The 15524-nt window shown below is 66.3% G+C and carries 15 protein-coding genes and 3 tRNA genes; 6 read left to right on the plus strand and 12 right to left on the minus strand.

Going from position 1 to position 15524, the window contains the following annotated elements; genetic code table 11:
• Window positions 1-73: 73 nt before the first annotated feature.
• Complete coding sequence (locus QFZ57_RS02315; protein ID WP_306897650.1) at window positions 74-1846, plus strand: glycoside hydrolase family 13 protein; 1773 nt, start codon at window positions 74-76, stop codon at window positions 1844-1846.
• Between the two features lie 4 nt (window positions 1847-1850).
• Here the strand turns inward: QFZ57_RS02315 and QFZ57_RS02320 are convergent, their stop codons facing one another.
• The 9 genes from QFZ57_RS02320 to QFZ57_RS02360 form a co-directional block, all read right to left on the minus strand.
• Entirely contained in the window at window positions 1851-2462 is a 612-nt protein-coding gene (locus QFZ57_RS02320) for a hypothetical protein (protein ID WP_306897652.1), read from the minus strand.
• Complete coding sequence (locus tag QFZ57_RS02325) at window positions 2459-3097, minus strand: hypothetical protein (RefSeq protein WP_306897654.1); 639 nt, start codon at window positions 3095-3097, stop codon at window positions 2459-2461. Before QFZ57_RS02325 ends, QFZ57_RS02320 begins: the two co-directional genes overlap by 4 nt.
• A complete protein-coding gene (locus QFZ57_RS02330; protein ID WP_306897655.1) occupies window positions 3094-3474 on the minus strand; it encodes a hypothetical protein in 381 nt (126 codons plus the stop codon). Before QFZ57_RS02330 ends, QFZ57_RS02325 begins: the two co-directional genes overlap by 4 nt.
• Window positions 3471-3662 (minus strand): hypothetical protein, encoded by a 192-nt coding sequence (locus tag QFZ57_RS02335; RefSeq protein WP_306628867.1) that lies wholly within the window; start codon window positions 3660-3662, stop codon window positions 3471-3473. Before QFZ57_RS02335 ends, QFZ57_RS02330 begins: the two co-directional genes overlap by 4 nt.
• A complete protein-coding gene (locus QFZ57_RS02340) occupies window positions 3659-4108 on the minus strand; it encodes an Asp23/Gls24 family envelope stress response protein (protein ID WP_306628868.1) in 450 nt (149 codons plus the stop codon). Before QFZ57_RS02340 ends, QFZ57_RS02335 begins: the two co-directional genes overlap by 4 nt.
• 177 nt (window positions 4109-4285) lie before the next feature.
• Window positions 4286-5878, minus strand: coding sequence for a glycoside hydrolase family 68 protein (locus QFZ57_RS02345; protein WP_306628869.1), 1593 nt, complete (start codon window positions 5876-5878; stop codon window positions 4286-4288).
• 747 nt (window positions 5879-6625) lie between these two features.
• Window positions 6626-6701, minus strand: a tRNA-Phe gene (locus tag QFZ57_RS02350).
• 48 nt (window positions 6702-6749) lie between these two features.
• Window positions 6750-6823, minus strand: a tRNA-Asp gene (locus tag QFZ57_RS02355).
• A gap of 91 nt (window positions 6824-6914) precedes the next feature.
• Window positions 6915-6987, minus strand: a tRNA-Glu gene (locus QFZ57_RS02360).
• A gap of 164 nt (window positions 6988-7151) precedes the next feature.
• On the opposite strand from QFZ57_RS02360, the gene QFZ57_RS02365 reads away from it, so the two are divergent.
• The 5 genes from QFZ57_RS02365 to QFZ57_RS02385 all read left to right on the plus strand — a co-directional run bounded on the left by QFZ57_RS02365 (window position 7152) and on the right by QFZ57_RS02385 (window position 12360).
• Entirely contained in the window at window positions 7152-8177 is a 1026-nt protein-coding gene (locus tag QFZ57_RS02365) for a PHP domain-containing protein (protein WP_306628870.1), read from the plus strand.
• Between the two features lie 78 nt (window positions 8178-8255).
• Window positions 8256-9230 carry a DMT family transporter gene (locus tag QFZ57_RS02370; protein ID WP_306897659.1) on the plus strand — a complete coding sequence of 325 codons (975 nt, stop codon included), beginning with the start codon at window positions 8256-8258 and terminating at the stop codon, window positions 9228-9230.
• Between the two features lie 153 nt (window positions 9231-9383).
• Window positions 9384-9743, plus strand: coding sequence for a metallopeptidase family protein (locus tag QFZ57_RS02375; RefSeq protein WP_373461291.1), 360 nt, complete (start codon window positions 9384-9386; stop codon window positions 9741-9743).
• Between the two features lie 10 nt (window positions 9744-9753).
• Complete coding sequence (locus tag QFZ57_RS02380; RefSeq protein WP_306628873.1) at window positions 9754-10674, plus strand: cation diffusion facilitator family transporter; 921 nt, start codon at window positions 9754-9756, stop codon at window positions 10672-10674.
• Between the two features lie 183 nt (window positions 10675-10857).
• Window positions 10858-12360, plus strand: a complete 1503-nt coding sequence (locus QFZ57_RS02385) for a C40 family peptidase (RefSeq protein ID WP_306897662.1) — start codon at window positions 10858-10860, stop codon at window positions 12358-12360.
• 73 nt (window positions 12361-12433) lie between these two features.
• Here QFZ57_RS02385 and QFZ57_RS02390 read toward each other — a convergent pair whose 3' ends face one another.
• From QFZ57_RS02390 to QFZ57_RS02400, 3 genes are read right to left on the minus strand one after another with little or no spacing between them, the layout of a single operon-like run.
• Window positions 12434-13318, minus strand: a complete 885-nt coding sequence (locus QFZ57_RS02390; protein ID WP_373461169.1) for an ABC transporter permease — start codon at window positions 13316-13318, stop codon at window positions 12434-12436.
• Window positions 13308-14357, minus strand: coding sequence for an ABC transporter ATP-binding protein (locus QFZ57_RS02395; RefSeq protein ID WP_306628875.1), 1050 nt, complete (start codon window positions 14355-14357; stop codon window positions 13308-13310). Before QFZ57_RS02395 ends, QFZ57_RS02390 begins: the two co-directional genes overlap by 11 nt.
• On the minus strand, window positions 14354-15520 hold the full coding sequence (locus tag QFZ57_RS02400) for a LolA family protein (protein ID WP_306897664.1): 1167 nt from the start codon (window positions 15518-15520) through the stop codon (window positions 14354-14356). Before QFZ57_RS02400 ends, QFZ57_RS02395 begins: the two co-directional genes overlap by 4 nt.
• Between the last annotated feature and the right edge of the window lie 4 nt (window positions 15521-15524).

A 15524-nucleotide genomic window follows, 5' to 3' on the forward strand; every position in this document is an offset into this window, starting at 1 on the left:
TGCAAGCGTTTACATCAAAAAGTTATCAGAGGGGAACCAAATGTCCGACCCGTCCGTTCCGACCCCTCCCAGAATGCCCTCCGCCTGGTGGGCCGACGCCGTCGTCTACCAGATCTATCCCCGGTCCTTTGCCGACGGCAACGGCGATGGAATGGGCGATCTGCGCGGCGTTACCCAACGGCTTCCCTATCTTGAAAAACTGGGAGTGGACGCCATCTGGCTCTCACCGTTCTACAAGTCCCCGCAGGCAGACGGGGGTTACGACGTGGCGGACTACCGGCAGGTGGACCCGCTCTTCGGCTCACTGGCGGACTACGACGCCATGTTGCAGGAAGCTCATCGCCGCGGCCTGAAGGTCATTGTGGACCTGGTTCCCAACCACACCTCGGACGAGCATGTGTGGTTCCGGGACGCCCTGGCGGCAGCTCCGGGAAGCCCTGAACGGGACCGGTACATCTTCCGGGAGGGCAAGGACGAGGAACCGGGGTCCGGGGACGGCAGGCGGGCGCCCAACAACTGGAAATCCGTGTTCGGCGGGCCGGCCTGGAGCCGGGTGGCCGAGGCGGACGGGTCCCCCGGCCAGTGGTACCTCCACCTTTTCGACACCAAGCAGCCGGACCTGAACTGGGAAAACCTGGAAGTACAGGAGGAAATGCGGTCGGTCCTGCGCTTCTGGCTGGACCGCGGCGCCGATGGGTTCCGTGTGGATGTTGCCCACGGCCTGGTGAAAGAAGCGGGACTTCCGGATTGGGAAGGCGTGGCTGCGATGGTGGAGGGAACCTCCGCTCCGCGCCGCGAGAGCCACCTGCCCGGTGACGCTCCCCATGCCCACACGGATGCTGAGGAACCGCACAGGGCGGTCTCCCCGATGTATCCGCCGTCGCCATTTTTTGACCAGGACGGAGTTCATGACATCTACCGGGACTGGAACCGCGTCCTGGCCGAATACGGCGGGAACCGGATGATGGTGGCCGAGGCCTGGGTGGAACCGGCAGAGCGCCTGGCACGGTACGTCCGTCCCGATGAGATGCAGCAGGCCTTCAACTTCGATTTCCTGCTGGCCGGCTGGGACGCCGAGCGTATGGCTGACGCCATTGACGCATCCCTGGCAGCGGCAGCATCCGTGGGGGCTCCGTGCACCTGGGTGCTCAGCAACCACGACACGGTGCGGCACAGCACCCGGTTTGGGCTCACGGATCCCACTACTTTCCCGAAAGGCATTGGCGCCGGAGACGAACAGCCCGACGCAGCCCTGGGCCTTGCCCGGGCCCGCGCCGCCACACTGGTTGCGCTGGCGCTTCCGGGCTCGGCCTACCTTTACCAGGGCGAGGAGTTGGGTCTTCCGGAGCACACCGCCCTTCCCGACGAGGCCAGGCAGGACCCAACATTCTTCCGGACAAACGGTGCCGAGATCGGCCGTGACGGCTGCCGCGTCCCGCTGCCGTGGGCAGGGGACGAACCCGGTTTCGGTTTTTCCGGAGCACTATCGGGAGAGGCGCCCGGGCCGTGGCTCCCCCAGCCGGAAAGTTTCGGGCCTTTGGCCGCCGACCGGCAGGACGGCGAGGATGGCTCCACGCTGGAGCTTTACCGGGCCGCCCTGGCATTCAGGTCATCCCGGCACCTGGGCAGCGGCAGCGTGGAGTGGACCGGCGAGCACGCGCCGGACGCCGGGCTGCTGGCGTTCCGGAACGGGGATGTGGTGGTGCTGTCCAACATGGGCTTCGCCTCGGCCCCCGTACCCGACGGCTACGCCGTGGTGCTGTCCAGCGGCCCCGAACCGGCTGAAGACTGGGCCGGCATGCGGGAGGTTCCCGTGGACTGCACTGTGTACCTGCAGCAGGATTAGCAGGTCAGCGGACGCGCTCAGCCCGGCTGAACCGCGTCCGCGCCCCGGCCCCGATGTGGATGAGGACGGGTATTTCCTTGCCCACAACAGACTGCAGGGCATCCAGGAGCCCGGAGACCTCCGCTGCAAGCAGATGCGGCGCCACGCCCTGGCGCGGCTGGAGACGCACCTTCAACGCCGGCGAGCCTTTGACGTCATAGGTTGCGACGCTGGAACCGGCAAGGTCGGGCCGCCCCTCGAGGGCCTGCCTGAGCGCTTGTTCCGCTACCCCGCCGCCAATCCGGATGTCACCGGGAGTGTCCCCGGGATCGTATTCGGCGGCCAGAAGGTTTGACTTGCCCTTGCCTTGCTGCGCGATCCAGGCAACCATGAGCCCCATCAGTGCCAGCAACGCCAGCGCAGCCACGATCCACAACCAGCTTTCCGGCCGGCCGGGGAACCGGGTGGAGTCGAAGAGCCGGTTGATGCCGTCCCATACCCCGGCGGACCAGGTGTGCCACCAGGAACCAACGGGAGTAACGGTTGCCAGCAGCACCAGCAGGACGCCTGCCCCCAGCAGGAAGAGGCCCAGCACAGTGAGCAGGATGCGGTTGAGCAGTGCCGGGGTGCTGTTCATGCCCCGATCACCCCTGACGGGGTGACGTTGACGCGGGGAACAGGTGCCGGTTCCAGCAGCATCTGGTCCAGTTCGTCGCGGACGGCTTCAAGCACCCTGTCCTGGTCTACGGGGACACCGGAGGTGGGCCGCACGTTCACCAGCACCTGCCGCTGGGAGACAACCACCATGACCTGTTCGGGAGTTACGTTGGCAGCGAGCCGGGCGCGGCGGGCGATCGAGGATGCGATGACCTCGTCGTCCACTACTACGGCCGGAAGCCCCTCCTCCCGTGTACCGGCCAGCAGATGGCGGGCGCGCTTTCCCGGGAGGATCCCGTTGAGGAGGAAGATCAGACCAACCATGGCGAGCACGGCTCCGATCGCGGCAAGCAGCAGCGGTGGCGTTCCGGCTGGGAGATCCACGATGCGCTGTGCCGCCACCTGGGGCTCAATCAGCCACGCCGGCTGCCCCACGGCGTGAACCCCCGATTCGAGGACACCATACGCGGCCAGCACCAGGACAAGGACGGCGGCAACAACCGACACCACCGCCCGCGGGGAATGGGTTTCGCGGTACACGATCCTGCGCATGTCAGGTCCGTTGCTTCTCCGCGATCCACTGTTCGCCCGGCGGTCTTCCACCTTGCTGCTCACCGCACCCGCCCTCCTGTGCTGATCCTTGCCCCGCTGATGCGGATGTCCACCCGGCTCAGCCGGGAACCGCTCAATTCCGAGACTGTGGCCAGGATGCTGGCTTTGGCCCTGACGGTGCGCTCCCAGATGGACCCGCCGAACCCGGCCACTCTTGCAGGGTCCGGTAGGACGGACTGCAGAGGCGGGACGCTGACGGGCGCGACAAGGGACAAAGCCAGCAGGCCGTCGTCGTCCGTCCAGTCCGCCCGCACGTCCTGGGCATCGACGCCCAGCGCCTCGGCCGCAGCCGCCTTGGCGAGGCTTGTCAGGGCCTGGGTGCTGATTCGGTTATGGCCGCTGAGCGCCTGCCCACGCACAACGGGCGCGGGCGAGCTCATGAGGACGAGCGCCGGCCGGTGATGGCCTCGAACACGCCGCGCAGATCCAGCTTCCCTTCGGCGGCACGGCCCAGGAGCGCTCCGATGGCCATGAAGAGCAGGGAGACAAGGAAGCCCCAAAGGCCGAACTGCAGGGACATGAATGCCACGAAGGCGCCCATTGCCGTTCCCGCCACGGTGAGGTTCACAGGAGTGCCTCCCGCTCGGGGGCAGCCGGCGCGGTTGTCTTGACCGGCGGCGGCACGTAGACGTCCGTGATCTCGACGTTAACCTCGATGACCTGCAGCCCCACCAGTTCCTCAACCGCCCGGTAAACGGCCGCGCGGACGTCATTGGCCAGTGCATGGAGTGGGGTCCCGTAACTTGCCACCAAGGTGATATCAACGGCTACCTGCGTTTCGCCCACTTCGGCGTGGACGCCCGCTGCATGTTCGGAACTTCCGACGGCATCGCGGATGGCGCCCAAGGCACGGGACGGGCCCGAACCAAGGGAGTAGACGCCGGGAACCGCCCGCGCGGCGATTCCTGCCACCTTTGCCACGGCAGTCTCGGAAATCACCGTCCGGCCCGGACCCGGAGCCGGACTTGTGGCAGGACGCTTAGGCACCACGGGTTGTGGGTTCTGGTATTCCATCAGGCACTCCCCCTTCTGTTGTTTCCACCCTATCCCCAGGCTGTGACACATGCGGTGGAAACCCTGCGGCCCGTCCTCAAAACGATTGGTGTGGCGCCTGGTTAAAAGGAACCGGGCGGGGAGCCCAAAGGACTCCCCGCCCGGTTCCGGTGCCACGTGAAGCGGCGGTGGTGCGGCCTACTTGTAGAGGCCCGCGCCGCCAACCCTGACGTTGGTGGGCAGGTAGCCGAAGGGTCCCAGTCCGTTCCGGCCAAAGCTCCTGTCAACCTGGGATACGCCATTGCGGAAATTGATCTTTACCGTCGGCGACAGGGATCCGCCGCGGACGCCGTTGACGTTGTCGATGAAGGACTGCACCAGGCCACCGGGCTGGACGTAGTGCGAATAAGCCTGGAACTGCCGGCCGTTCTGCTTGGCGGAGGGGCTTTCCGGGGCGTTGGCCGGAAGGTTGAGGTCCGTCGGGGAACCGAGGGCCAGCCCGCTGTTGTTCATGGGCTGGTAGTCCGAGCGGACGCCGTCGCCCACGAAGCCGTAGACGCCGTCGGGCCCGCGCATGCCGGCCGCGTAGGTGAACTGGTGGCTGATGGTGAACAGGTAGTACTTGTTCTTGCCGCCCTCATTCTGGATGAAGATCTGCGGACGCTCGGTCTGGTCGTTCACGCAGTTGGCGGACAGGATGGGCGGCAGGAAGGACCATTTGGTGAGGTCCTTGTTGTCCGCCACGGCCAGGCCCACGTTCGCGGTCTGGTAGTAGGCGCCACTGCTCTGGACGTCGTTGACGGTCTCTGCGTTGGCGTCTCCCGGCTGGTAGCCGAGGTCCTCACCCTTGCACTGGTACTCGCCGCGGTTGCCGCCGGTGTTGCCTTCGAACACCATGTAGGTCTTTCCGGGGTGGGCCGGGTCGGCGAAGGTGTAGGGGTCGCGGAACGCGAAGCCCGGGTTCTGCGCCTTGGTCTGGTACATCTTGCCATCCGGTTCCAGCAGCTTGGTGTGCTGGAACCCGTCGAAGGTGACGCCGTTCTTGTCCGCGTGGATGTTTCCCAGCGCCTTGGCGATGGCTGCGTCCGGAGCGATCCCGCCGCCGCCGGCGTTCCGCTCGGCCACATCATAGAAGGTGGTGGCCGTGTAGAACACGTTCACGTGGTCGCCCTGCATCAGGCGGGTGGAGCCGGACCATTCGGTGTTGCCGATGGAGGTGTTGTCCAGGAACAGGTGGCCGCCGTAGTTCCACTTGTCCTTGGCCGGATCCGCGTTGGTTTTCCGGAAGAAGTAGCCGATTCTGGCGTTCCAGTGGCGCTGGTCGAAGCCGTACCCGGCGTGGCGGTCAGCCACCAGGGAGAAGATGACGTCCCAGCCCTTGTAGCTGATCTGGTTGGCGTTCTCATCGGTCAAGGACCAGGTGTCCCAGACCCAGACGTCGTCATTCATTGTGGGGAAATCCTCGGGGATTTCCGGCATGGTGACGTCCGGGCTCATGGAGTTCGTGCCCGGGGAGACCGAGGAGTCACTCTGCGCCATGACCTGCTTGGCGTCAGCGCGTGTCCACTTGGAGGTGAAGTCCGACGCCGGGTCGAAAGCCTGCTGGGTGTGTTGCGTGGGCAGGGGGAAGCCTGGGGTGGGGGCCGGCATCTGCTCAACGGCAGGCGGGTCGGAAGGCTCGTTGGCCTGCGCCGCGGGGACGGCCAGGAAGGCCGAGGCCACAAAGGCTGCGGCCAGCGCTGCGGCGGCAGGGCGCAACCGCAGCAGCCGGTGTTGGGGGTGCTTGTGCATGTCTTGCTCTTCTCGCGGAGTTGTAACTGTTCGTGGAAGACGGGCGTATGCCCATGCCCCCGAAGACAACCGCGCCCCGGCAACACCGCAGGCGTCATCGGGGACGCCGTTGTGTTTGGGGGGGGAATCAGGGCCTTGGTAAGGCCCTGGCGGCGAGGGAAAGCATGCTTTCCCTTCGCCGGGCTCCACGCTAAAGGGAGCGCCGGAAGGAGTTCAAACCCTGTTTCGGGAGCAAAAAACGGCTACCGCCGAGTAGGATGCAAGCGCTTACGCAAGCCAACGCGCGCGCGTGCCACATCGGTTTGGCAATAACCAAATGTTTCATTCCCGGACCAAAATTTTTCCCCACGCGGTTCCAGGGTGTTGCCGTCGTCACCCTGCTGATGGTGCAGGAGGACCGCGATCATGCTGCCGGAGCGGCGCCAATCGACCGTTCGTCCGGCTCTGGAACGTGTAGTCGACACGCAAAAGCGTGGTCGCTACGCGCGTTCATGGGCGCAGCGCTTTTATGGGTGTCGCCCGTGAGCAATTGCGTCGGGAGGGAATATCCGCGTCATGATGCAGCAGCGTCATTGCAGCGCCGGCCCGAGTCACCGGGCGAAGGTAGATGCATGATCCGGGAATATGACAGAGGGGACGTCATGGGATTCCCGCCAAGGGGCGACAATGTGGGCCTATGCGGGTTCAGCGGCTGAAGTACGGCTTAAAGCAGAAAAGCACCAGTTCCGAAGAACTGATGCTTCCCAGTGGTGGCTCCGACCGGCGTCGATCCGGTGACCTTTCGATTTTCAGTCGAACGCTCTACCAACTGAGCTACAGAGCCTAGGTGACTAGTCACCTTGAGAGCTGGAATTTCTTCCAACAATCAGAGCGACCCTGACGGGACTTGAACCCGCGACCTCCGCCGTGACAGGGCGGCGCGCTAACCAACTGCGCTACAGGGCCTTGCGTTTCTTGCTTTTGCAGTATCTCTACCGCTTTTTTCAAGGCTTCCAGCCTACCAGACTTTTTCAGCCTGCTTGACCAGTTCCCTGCGTACCCCCAACGGGATTCGAACCCGTGCCGCCGCCGTGAAAGGGCGGTGTCCTAGGCCGCTAGACGATGGGGGCCAGAACCCGTTCGGAACAAAATAAAAGGCGTCAAGCGAGGCTTTCCGTCTTTGTCCTTTGCATCTCTCCGAACTGGACTCTAAAACTATAGGGCCTCGGCAGGAATTATCCAAAATCGGCGAAAAACCCCGCCGTTTAGCCGCTGCGCAGGTAAAGATGGACGGATGGATGCCGTCGCAGCGCTCAATGAGATTGCTTTCTGGCTGGAGCGCGGACGCGCCGCCACCTTCAAGGTCCAGGCCTTCCGCAAAGCGGCGGCAGCGATTGGTTCCCTTGGCCCTGAGGAAGTGGCCAGCCGGGCCCGGACCGGGCGGCTCAAGTCCATGAAGGGAATCGGCGACCGCACTTATGCAGTGATCCGGCAGGCGGTGGACGGGCAGGTCCCGGATTACCTGGCGGACCTTCGGGAGAAGGGCGCGCAGCCGCTGGCCTCCGATGGGCAGGACATCCGCGAGGCATTGCGGGGCGACCTGCACAGCCACAGCGAATGGTCCGACGGCGGCTCCCCCATTGAACTGATGGTGGCTGCGGCAGAGGTGCTGGGCCGGGAGTACCTGGCCTTGACCGACCACTCCCCCAACCTCACCATCGCCAACGGGCTATCGGCCGAGCGCCTGCTGGACCAGCTGGATGTGGTGGCAGCGATCAACAGCAACGGCGGTGGCATGCGGCTCCTGGCCGGGATCGAAGTGGACATCCTGGAGTCCGGCCAGCTGGACCAGGAACCGGAACTGCTGGACCGCCTGGACATCGTGGTGGCCAGCGTCCACTCCAAGCTCCGCGCGGACAGGAAAACCATGACCAGCCGGATGCTCGGCGGCATCCAGGATCCGCACACCAATGTCCTGGGCCACTGCACCGGGCGGCTGGTGGAAGGCTCACGCGGAACCCGGCCGCCGTCGGAATTCGACGCCAGGGAGGTGTTTGCCGCCTGCGCGGAGCACAACGTGGCCGTGGAAATCAATTCCCGGCCGGAGCGGCAGGATCCACCCGACGCCCTGATCCAGCTGGCACTGGAGGCAGGCTGCCTGTTCTCGATTGACAGCGACGCCCACGCACCCGGGCAACTGGATTTCCTCCAGTACGGCGCCGAGCGGGCAGCCCGCAATCACGTGCCGGCCGAAAGGATCATCACCACCTGGCCGGTGGAAAAACTGCTTGCCTGGGCTGGTAAGGGACACAGCAGGTAGAGAACACATCCTGGCCGACGGCAGCGACGTGGCCGATTTCCGCCAGCCCGCCGTCCCTGCCCGCCGTAGATTTGTCTCATGCCGTCAACCAGCCCCGCCCATGAACCGCTTACGCCCGCCGCAGCCGCAGCCAGCCCTGTGAAGGCCCTTGGCGTGGCAGCAATGGTAGTGACGGTGGTGCTGTGGGCCTCCGCATTCGTGGGAATCCGGGCCATCGGCCCTCACTTCTCCCCTGGTTCCCTGAGCCTGGGCAGGCTGGCGGTTGCCGCCGTCGTACTGGCCTTCGTGGTGGTGCCGCAACTACTCAGGAGCCGGCTGCTGCCCAAGGGGCGGGAATGGCTGCCCATCCTTGCCTATGGCGTGATGTGGTTCGGCGGCTACAACGTGGCCCTGAACGCCGCCGAGCACGTCCTGGACGCCGGCACCAGCGCCCTGCTGATCAACGTGAACCCGATCCTGGTGGCCATCATGGCCGGCATCTTCCTCAAGGAAGGATTTCCGCGCTGGCTGCTCATCGGCAGCACCGTGGCGTTCGCCGGGGTCGCCCTGATTGCCCTCGGCTCCGGACAGCCGCGCACCGCGGGGGAAAGTTCGACGGCGGACCTGGGCGGGGTGGCGCTTTGCCTCCTTGCCGCGGTGCTCGCCGCAGTCAGCGTCATCATCCAGAAGCCGGTAGTACGGAAGTTTCCGGCGGCGCAGGCAACCTGGTTTGGAATCGTGGTGGGGGCGTTATGCTGCCTGCCCTTCGCCGGGCAACTGGCGTCCGAAGTGCAGGCCGCGCCGGCGCAGGCCACGTGGGCGCTGGTGTACCTGGGCGTGTTCCCCACCGCCATCGCCTTCACCACGTGGGCGTACGCATTGTCGCTGGTGGACGCCGGGAAGCTGGCCGCCACCACGTACCTGGTCCCGGGCACCACGGTCCTCATCTCCTGGCTGCTGCTTGCTGAGATCCCCACCGTCTGGGGACTGGTGGGCGGGCTGGTGTGCCTGGTGGGAGTGGGGCTCACCCGGCGCCGGACACGGGTACCCGCCCGGCCGCAGCCGCAGCGCTAGAGTCGATGTATGCCAGCCAGCCTTCCGCCGGGGCTTCCGATTGTGCCCTCCGGCCCGAGCGAGCCAGTCAGGAACAAACCAGCCGCCAGCGGGCCTGCCGCAACTGACCCAGCCGCACCTGTGCCACTCCCGGACCGGCCGCCCGGGTTCACCATGTCCTCGGACGAGTTCGAGGCCGCCGTCCGGGATGCCCTGGACAGCATTCCGGACAAACTTGCCCGCGCCATGGACAACGTGGCCGTCTTCATCGACGACGACTATGTGCCGGGGCCGGGGGAAGATCCGGACACCGTGCTGCTGGGACTGTACGAAGGCGTCCCGCTGACGGAGCGTGATTCCTGGTGGGATGCCGGTTCCCTTCCGGACCGGATAACAATTTTCCGCGAACCCATCCTGGAGATCTGCGACTCCAGGGACGACGTCATCCACGAAGTGGCCGTCACCGTGGTACACGAAATCGCCCACCACTTCGGCATTTCCGATGACCGGCTGCATGAGCTGGGCTGGGGCTAGCCTTGTAAGCATGGGACACGACCACAGCCACAATCACGGGATCACCGCCACCGGGCGGCACCGGAAACGCCTTGTGGCCGTCCTGGGGATCACCCTTGGCGTGGTGGTCATCCAAATTGCGGGAGCTGTGCTCTCCGGATCGCTCTCCCTGCTGGCAGACGCGGGGCACATGCTCTCGGACGCGGCCGGTGTCACCATCGCCCTCCTGGCCTCCTGGATCGCAGGCCGCCCCGCGAGCAGCCAAAGGACGTACGGCTACCAGCGCGCGGAGGTCCTGGCGGCCCTGGCCAATGCGCTGATCCTGATCGTGATCTCCGTGGTCATCTTCACCGAAGCGATCCGCAGGTTCGGTGCGCCGCCGGACGTGCAGACGGACATCATGCTGTTCGCCGCCGTCCTCGGTGCCGTGGCCAACCTTGTGTCGCTGGTGATCCTGCGCACGGCACAGGAGGAAAGCCTGAACGTCCGCGGCGCCTACCTGGAAGTACTGGGTGACCTCCTTGGTTCAGTAGCCGTCATCATCGCAGCCGTAGTTATCATGCTGACCGGCTTCCAGGTGGCAGACACCATTGCTTCTGTCCTGATCGCGCTGATGATCCTGCCGCGGGCATGGAGCCTGCTGCGCGATGTGGTGGACGTCCTGCTTGAGGCCAGTCCGAAAGGAGTGGAGGTACAGATGATCCGCGAACACATCCTTTCGGTGGCCGGGGTGACCGACGTGCATGACATCCATATCTGGACCATCACGTCCGGTGTGCCCGTCTTCTCGGCCCACGTTGTGGTGGAGGACGGGGTCCTTAATGCGCGGGGCGCCGACCAGTTGCTGGACAAGCTAATCACCTGCCTGGGCTCCCATTTCGATACCGACCACTGCACCTTCCAGCTGGAGCCGGCCAGCCACTCGGAGCATGAGGCGCACCAGCACGCCTGACCACGACACACCCCACTGCATCAGTCCCTAACGACACTGTTGTGGTTTATGTTATTGGTGTGACTGCTGTTGCTAATGTGCAAAACGTCACGTAGCCTCGGACTGCTGGCGAGCAGCTGAGGGGCACCGTCGTGCCGCGTCCAGAACCTCACTCCCAGCCTTACCGTTGCGAGGTCTCTGCAAATGGCTTTAACCGGATCCGGCCGCAGGACGGCCGTGCTGTGCGCCGCCGTCGTACTCTTTGCATCCGTGGCAACACCGGCAGCCGCCGTACCGGCACCATACGCTCAGCTGGCCCTTCCGGCGTCGCCCGAAATTCCCTCGCCGGAGGACATCGCTGCGGCGAAAGCCAGCGAGGCCGCGACGGCGGACCAGGTGAGTGCGATCGAGCGCATCCTGGCGGACGCGTCCGCAGCCCAGCAGGCAGCGTTCGCGGTGGCCATGCAGGCCAACAACTCGTACAGCGAGGCGCTGGTGGAGCTGCAGCAGAGGACAGCAGCGGCATCCGTTGCCTCTGCCAAGGCCTCGTCCGCCCGCGACCAGCAGGACAAAACCCGGAAGCAGGTGGGGCAGCTCGCCGGGGACCTGTACCGCAACGGCGGCCTGAACCCCACCCTGGGAACCTTTGCCAGCGGCGGCGAAAGCCTCCAACAGGCTGCAACGCTCGAAGCGCTCTCGGCCAGCCGCAGCCGGGCCTTCGAAGCTGCGGACACCGCGGCTACCGCATACCGTTCGCTCACGGCAGCTGCCGAGGATGCCACCAAAGCCGCAGACGATGCCGCGAAGACCGCGGAACAACGGAAGTCCCAGGCGGAACAGGCCAACGCCGCGCAGGCCAAGGCCGTGGCGGACGCGAAAGCGCAGCGGACCGTCCTGGTGGACCAGCTGGCACAGCTCCGCAACACCACTGTGGCGCTCGAATCGGCCCGTGTGGATGCCCTGGACCGGCAGCGCGAGGAGGCACGGCTCGCCGCCTTGTCCGCCGCCGCCGACAAGGCAGCCCAGGACAGGGCAGCACAAGATAGCGCTGCCCAGGATAAAGCAGCCCAGAACCAGGCAGTGCAGAACCAGGCAGCCGGCCAGAACAGCCGCGGACAGGCCCCGGCTCCCGCGCCTGCAGCGCCCGCCCCCGCGGCACCAGGCGTGCCAGCACCCGCTCCGGCACCGGCACCAGCTCTGGTTGCCCCGGCCCCCGCCGCTCCCGCACCCGCACCAGCACCACCTGCACCTGCACCTGCACCTGCACCAGCACCAGCTCCTGCACCCGCGCCGGCTCCCGCCCCTGCCCCGGCTCCCGCACCTTCCACGGGCTCAGGCACTCACGAGGCCGCGATCTCAGTGGCTTTGGGAAAGGTGGGCGCCCCGTACTTCTACCAGTGGGGCGGCACGGGAGCCTACGGCTTTGACTGCTCCGGGCTGGTACAGACGGCCTTCGCAGCGGCCGGCAAGTACCTTCCGCGCACAGCTTCACAGCAATACGCCGCGGCCCCGGTCCACGTTCCCATTTCGCAGGCCCGCCGCGGCGACCTGCTCGTCTGGGGTTCGGCGCCGAACTTCTACCACGTGGCCATCTACCTGGGGAACGGACAGGTGGTGCAGGCGCTCAACCCGCAGGAAGGCATCACCGTTTCCTCCATCAGCTCCATGGTGGGCATGGATCTCTACCCGTATGCGGCCCGCTACTGAGCTGCACGCGACCGGGCTGCACGGCTGAACTGCCCGGCTGAACTGGAGGACGCTGCGGTTCCCGCCGCCGTCGTCAGCTCAGGATGTCCTTGGTGACGAATCGGCCGTAGGCGAGAGCGCCGAACACTGCCACGTAGCCGGCCTGGAGCAGGGCGTTGCTGGCAAAGGAATCCCACAGCACCGGCTGGCGCAGCATGTCACCGAAACCAAGCCAGTAGTGGCTGAACAGCCATGGGTGCAGCCACTCCAGCTGTGGGAGCTGGTCCAGGACCTGCGAGACCACCGAGACCACCACGGTGGCGGCCATCGCTCCAACCGGAACCACGGTCAGGGTGGACAGGAACAGACCGATTGCAGACAACCCGGCGAGCGACACAGCCAGGTAGGCGGCGATCAGCACTATCCGCAGGGCAGCTTCAAGAGGCTGGACCACTCCGCCGGAGAGCAGCGTCACGGGACCTACGGGGAAAAGAGCCGCCCCAATGGCCGCACCCGCAAGGCCAACGGTCAACGGAGCCACGACGCAGAAGGCGAGCGCGCCGGCGTACTTGACCAGGAGCAGCCGCACCCGCCCGGCAGGCGCCACCAGGAGGTACCGGAGGGTTCCCAGGTTTGCCTCGCCGGCGATCGTGTCCCCCGCCACCACGCCCACAGCAAGCGGCATGAACAGCGGAACGGAAACCAGCATGGCGGTGAAGGCCACAAACAGGCCGTTCTGGGTAATCCGGTCAAGAAAGGCGGGACCACGCCCGGGCGGGACCGCGGACGAAACCTTCACGGCAACGGCAATCAGGACCGGGATCGCGGCGAGCGCCAGGAGCAGTGCCCAGGTCCGCCGGCGGCGGAACAGGACTTTGAGCTCCGATGCCAGCAGGGACACCCCGGAACTGCGCGGCGCTGCGGCTGGCCGGGCGGTTCCGGCGGCTTCCGGAATGTCCGCGGGCACACTACTGGGCAACGTCGAATCCTTCCCCCGTGAGGGCAACAAAGCGCTCCTCGAGGCTTTCACGCTCGACGGCGAATCCCCGGACACGGACGCCCGCTTGGACCAGGTGCGCCACGACATCCTCGGGAAGCACCTCGGGCGGTTGGGCGGCGGCGTCCAGTGCTGCGACGATGGTCTCACCGTCCGGGCTCCCCTGCCCCGGCTCCGGTTGGCCGGGTTGCCCGGTTCCAGGCAGTGCAGGCCCGGATGCTCCAGGTTCAGGCGACAGCCCCAGCCGGGACAGCACCTGCCGGGCTGCGCCGCCGTCGGGCGTCACCAGCCGCAGCCGGGTGTGTCCGGCCTGCCGCAACTCAGCCAGGGGACCCTGTGCAACGAGCTTTCCTGCGCTCATGACCGCAGCATGGGTGCACATCTGCTCCACCTCGGCCAGCAGGTGGCTGGACACAAAAACGGTGGTACCCTCGTGCGCCAGGGAACGCACCAGGTTCCGGACTTCCCGGGTCCCTTGCGGGTCCAGCCCGTTGGTGGGCTCATCCAGTACCAGCAGGTCCCTGGGCGACAGCAAGGCGTTGGCGATGCCCAGCCGCTGCTTCATTCCCAGGGAGTACGCGTGCACCCGCTTCCCTGCCGCGTGCTCCAGTCCCACACGCTCCAGCGCCCGCCCCACCCGCGCCCTGCGTGTGGCGGGGACGGTGTGCGGGCCCGCGGCGTCGAGCCGGTGGAGGTTATCGGCGCCGGAAAGAAAAGGGTAGAAGGCGGGGCCTTCCACGAGTGCGCCCACGCGGGGCAGGACGTCGTGGAGCCTGTCAGGCATCTCCTGGCCGAGCAGCTTAACCGTCCCGGCCGACGCGGCTGCCAGGCCGAGCAGCATGCGGATGGTGGTGGTCTTGCCGGAGCCGTTGGGCCCCAGGAAGCCGAACACAGTCCCGTGCGGGACGGCCAGGTCCACGTGGTCGACGGCGGCCTGCCGGCCAAAGTGCTTGCTGAGGCCGCGGGTCTCGATCGCCAGGCCGGCAGTCACCGGGCCGGTCCCCGTCCGGCCGATATTCACTGGGCAGCTGCTGCTGCGGCCTGCAGCCTCTCCGGCGGCACCATTCCCGCGAAAATACGTCCGTCGTCCGTGATCAGGACGTTGAGCAGGGCGGTGGAGAGCAGCCGGCCGCCCTGTACGGCGACGGCGGCCTGGGACAGCAGCGGATCCTTCAGCAGCGATTCGGCAGCCGTGGCGGATCCACGTACCGTGCCCACCACGGACTCCCAGCCGGTGCCGGTCACGGAGACATCCTTGGTGGCATCGGTGTGCCTGGCGCCCGGGCTGTGGGCCTCTGCGGGCATGTGGGACTTCTCCGGGACGGGGAGTTCCTTGACCGTGCTGCCCGGCGGCGGGGTGAAGGCAAAGACCGACTGGTCCGGGGCGTCCAGGGAAAGGCTGGTGAACCTTGAACGGAACGCGGGATTGTCCGCTCCGCGTGCGGTCACCTCAACGGACAGGGGCAGGCCGTTTTCACCGTCGACGGCGATGGCCACTTTACCCACCAGCGTTGCATCAGTGCGCGGCTCAATCAGCAGGTTGTACGCGGCGCGTCCAGCCACGGAAACGTCTGCTCCCACGGAAACGGCAGTGGTCGGCTCAACTTTGGACAGGAACCGTTGTGCCAGTTCGCCCGGCGCCGGCATGCCTCCTGCCCCCTGGGGGTCCTGGGGTAGCGACTGGTCGTGGGCATGTTGCGGCAGGGTCGTATGTGCAGCTGTGTTGTCTTTCGACGAATAGAACCAGACGTCGCTGCCGTGGCGGACCACGTCCCGTTCAGCCAGTTGGTCCATCACCTGCACGCGGGCGTTGTCCTTGCCGTCCAGGTAGATGCGGGCGGTGTGCTTGCCTGACAGCAGCTCAATCACGGAGGCGGCGCTGCCGGGGGCAGCAGGACCGGACGGCTTCCCGGTGGCCGGCAGCTCCGGGAGTCCCAGTTCAGCGGACTGTTCGACTGTCCCGGAGAATGTGTGCACCTGGTGGCTTCCCGCCAGTTCCAGGACCTGCGCAGGCGTCTTGGCCGGCAGCGGGTTGCTGGCGCCTGCCGGGAGGGACCCGGTGAGGGCGCCGGCAGCGATAACTACAGGGGCAGCGACGGCGGGCAGCCACCGCAGCCACGCCCGGCGGCTGATTGTGCTGTTTCGTTGCAAGCGTCCGCTGGAATCCAGCGTGTGGGAGCCCATAGGT

Source organism: Arthrobacter sp. B1I2, from assembly GCF_030816485.1.
Lineage (GTDB): Bacteria > Actinomycetota > Actinomycetes > Actinomycetales > Micrococcaceae > Arthrobacter.

Bases quoted from the DNA above. Each gene is read 5' to 3' on its own strand.
- QFZ57_RS02315 (WP_306897650.1), top strand. From the start codon at position 74: ATGCCCTCCGCCTGGTGGGCCGACGCCGTCGTCTACCAGATCTATCCC.
- QFZ57_RS02320 (WP_306897652.1), bottom strand. From the start codon at position 2,462: ATGAACAGCACCCCGGCACTGCTCAACCGCATCCTGCTCACTGTGCTG.
- QFZ57_RS02330 (WP_306897655.1), bottom strand. From the start codon at position 3,474: ATGAGCTCGCCCGCGCCCGTTGTGCGTGGGCAGGCGCTCAGCGGCCAT.
- QFZ57_RS02340 (WP_306628868.1), bottom strand. From the start codon at position 4,108: ATGGAATACCAGAACCCACAACCCGTGGTGCCTAAGCGTCCTGCCACA.
- QFZ57_RS02345 (WP_306628869.1), bottom strand. From the start codon at position 5,878: ATGCACAAGCACCCCCAACACCGGCTGCTGCGGTTGCGCCCTGCCGCC.
- QFZ57_RS02365 (WP_306628870.1), top strand. From the start codon at position 7,152: ATGGATGCCGTCGCAGCGCTCAATGAGATTGCTTTCTGGCTGGAGCGC.
- QFZ57_RS02370 (WP_306897659.1), top strand. From the start codon at position 8,256: ATGCCGTCAACCAGCCCCGCCCATGAACCGCTTACGCCCGCCGCAGCC.
- QFZ57_RS02375 (WP_373461291.1), top strand. From the start codon at position 9,384: ATGTCCTCGGACGAGTTCGAGGCCGCCGTCCGGGATGCCCTGGACAGC.
- QFZ57_RS02380 (WP_306628873.1), top strand. From the start codon at position 9,754: ATGGGACACGACCACAGCCACAATCACGGGATCACCGCCACCGGGCGG.
- QFZ57_RS02385 (WP_306897662.1), top strand. From the start codon at position 10,858: ATGGCTTTAACCGGATCCGGCCGCAGGACGGCCGTGCTGTGCGCCGCC.
- QFZ57_RS02400 (WP_306897664.1), bottom strand. From the start codon at position 15,520: ATGGGCTCCCACACGCTGGATTCCAGCGGACGCTTGCAACGAAACAGC.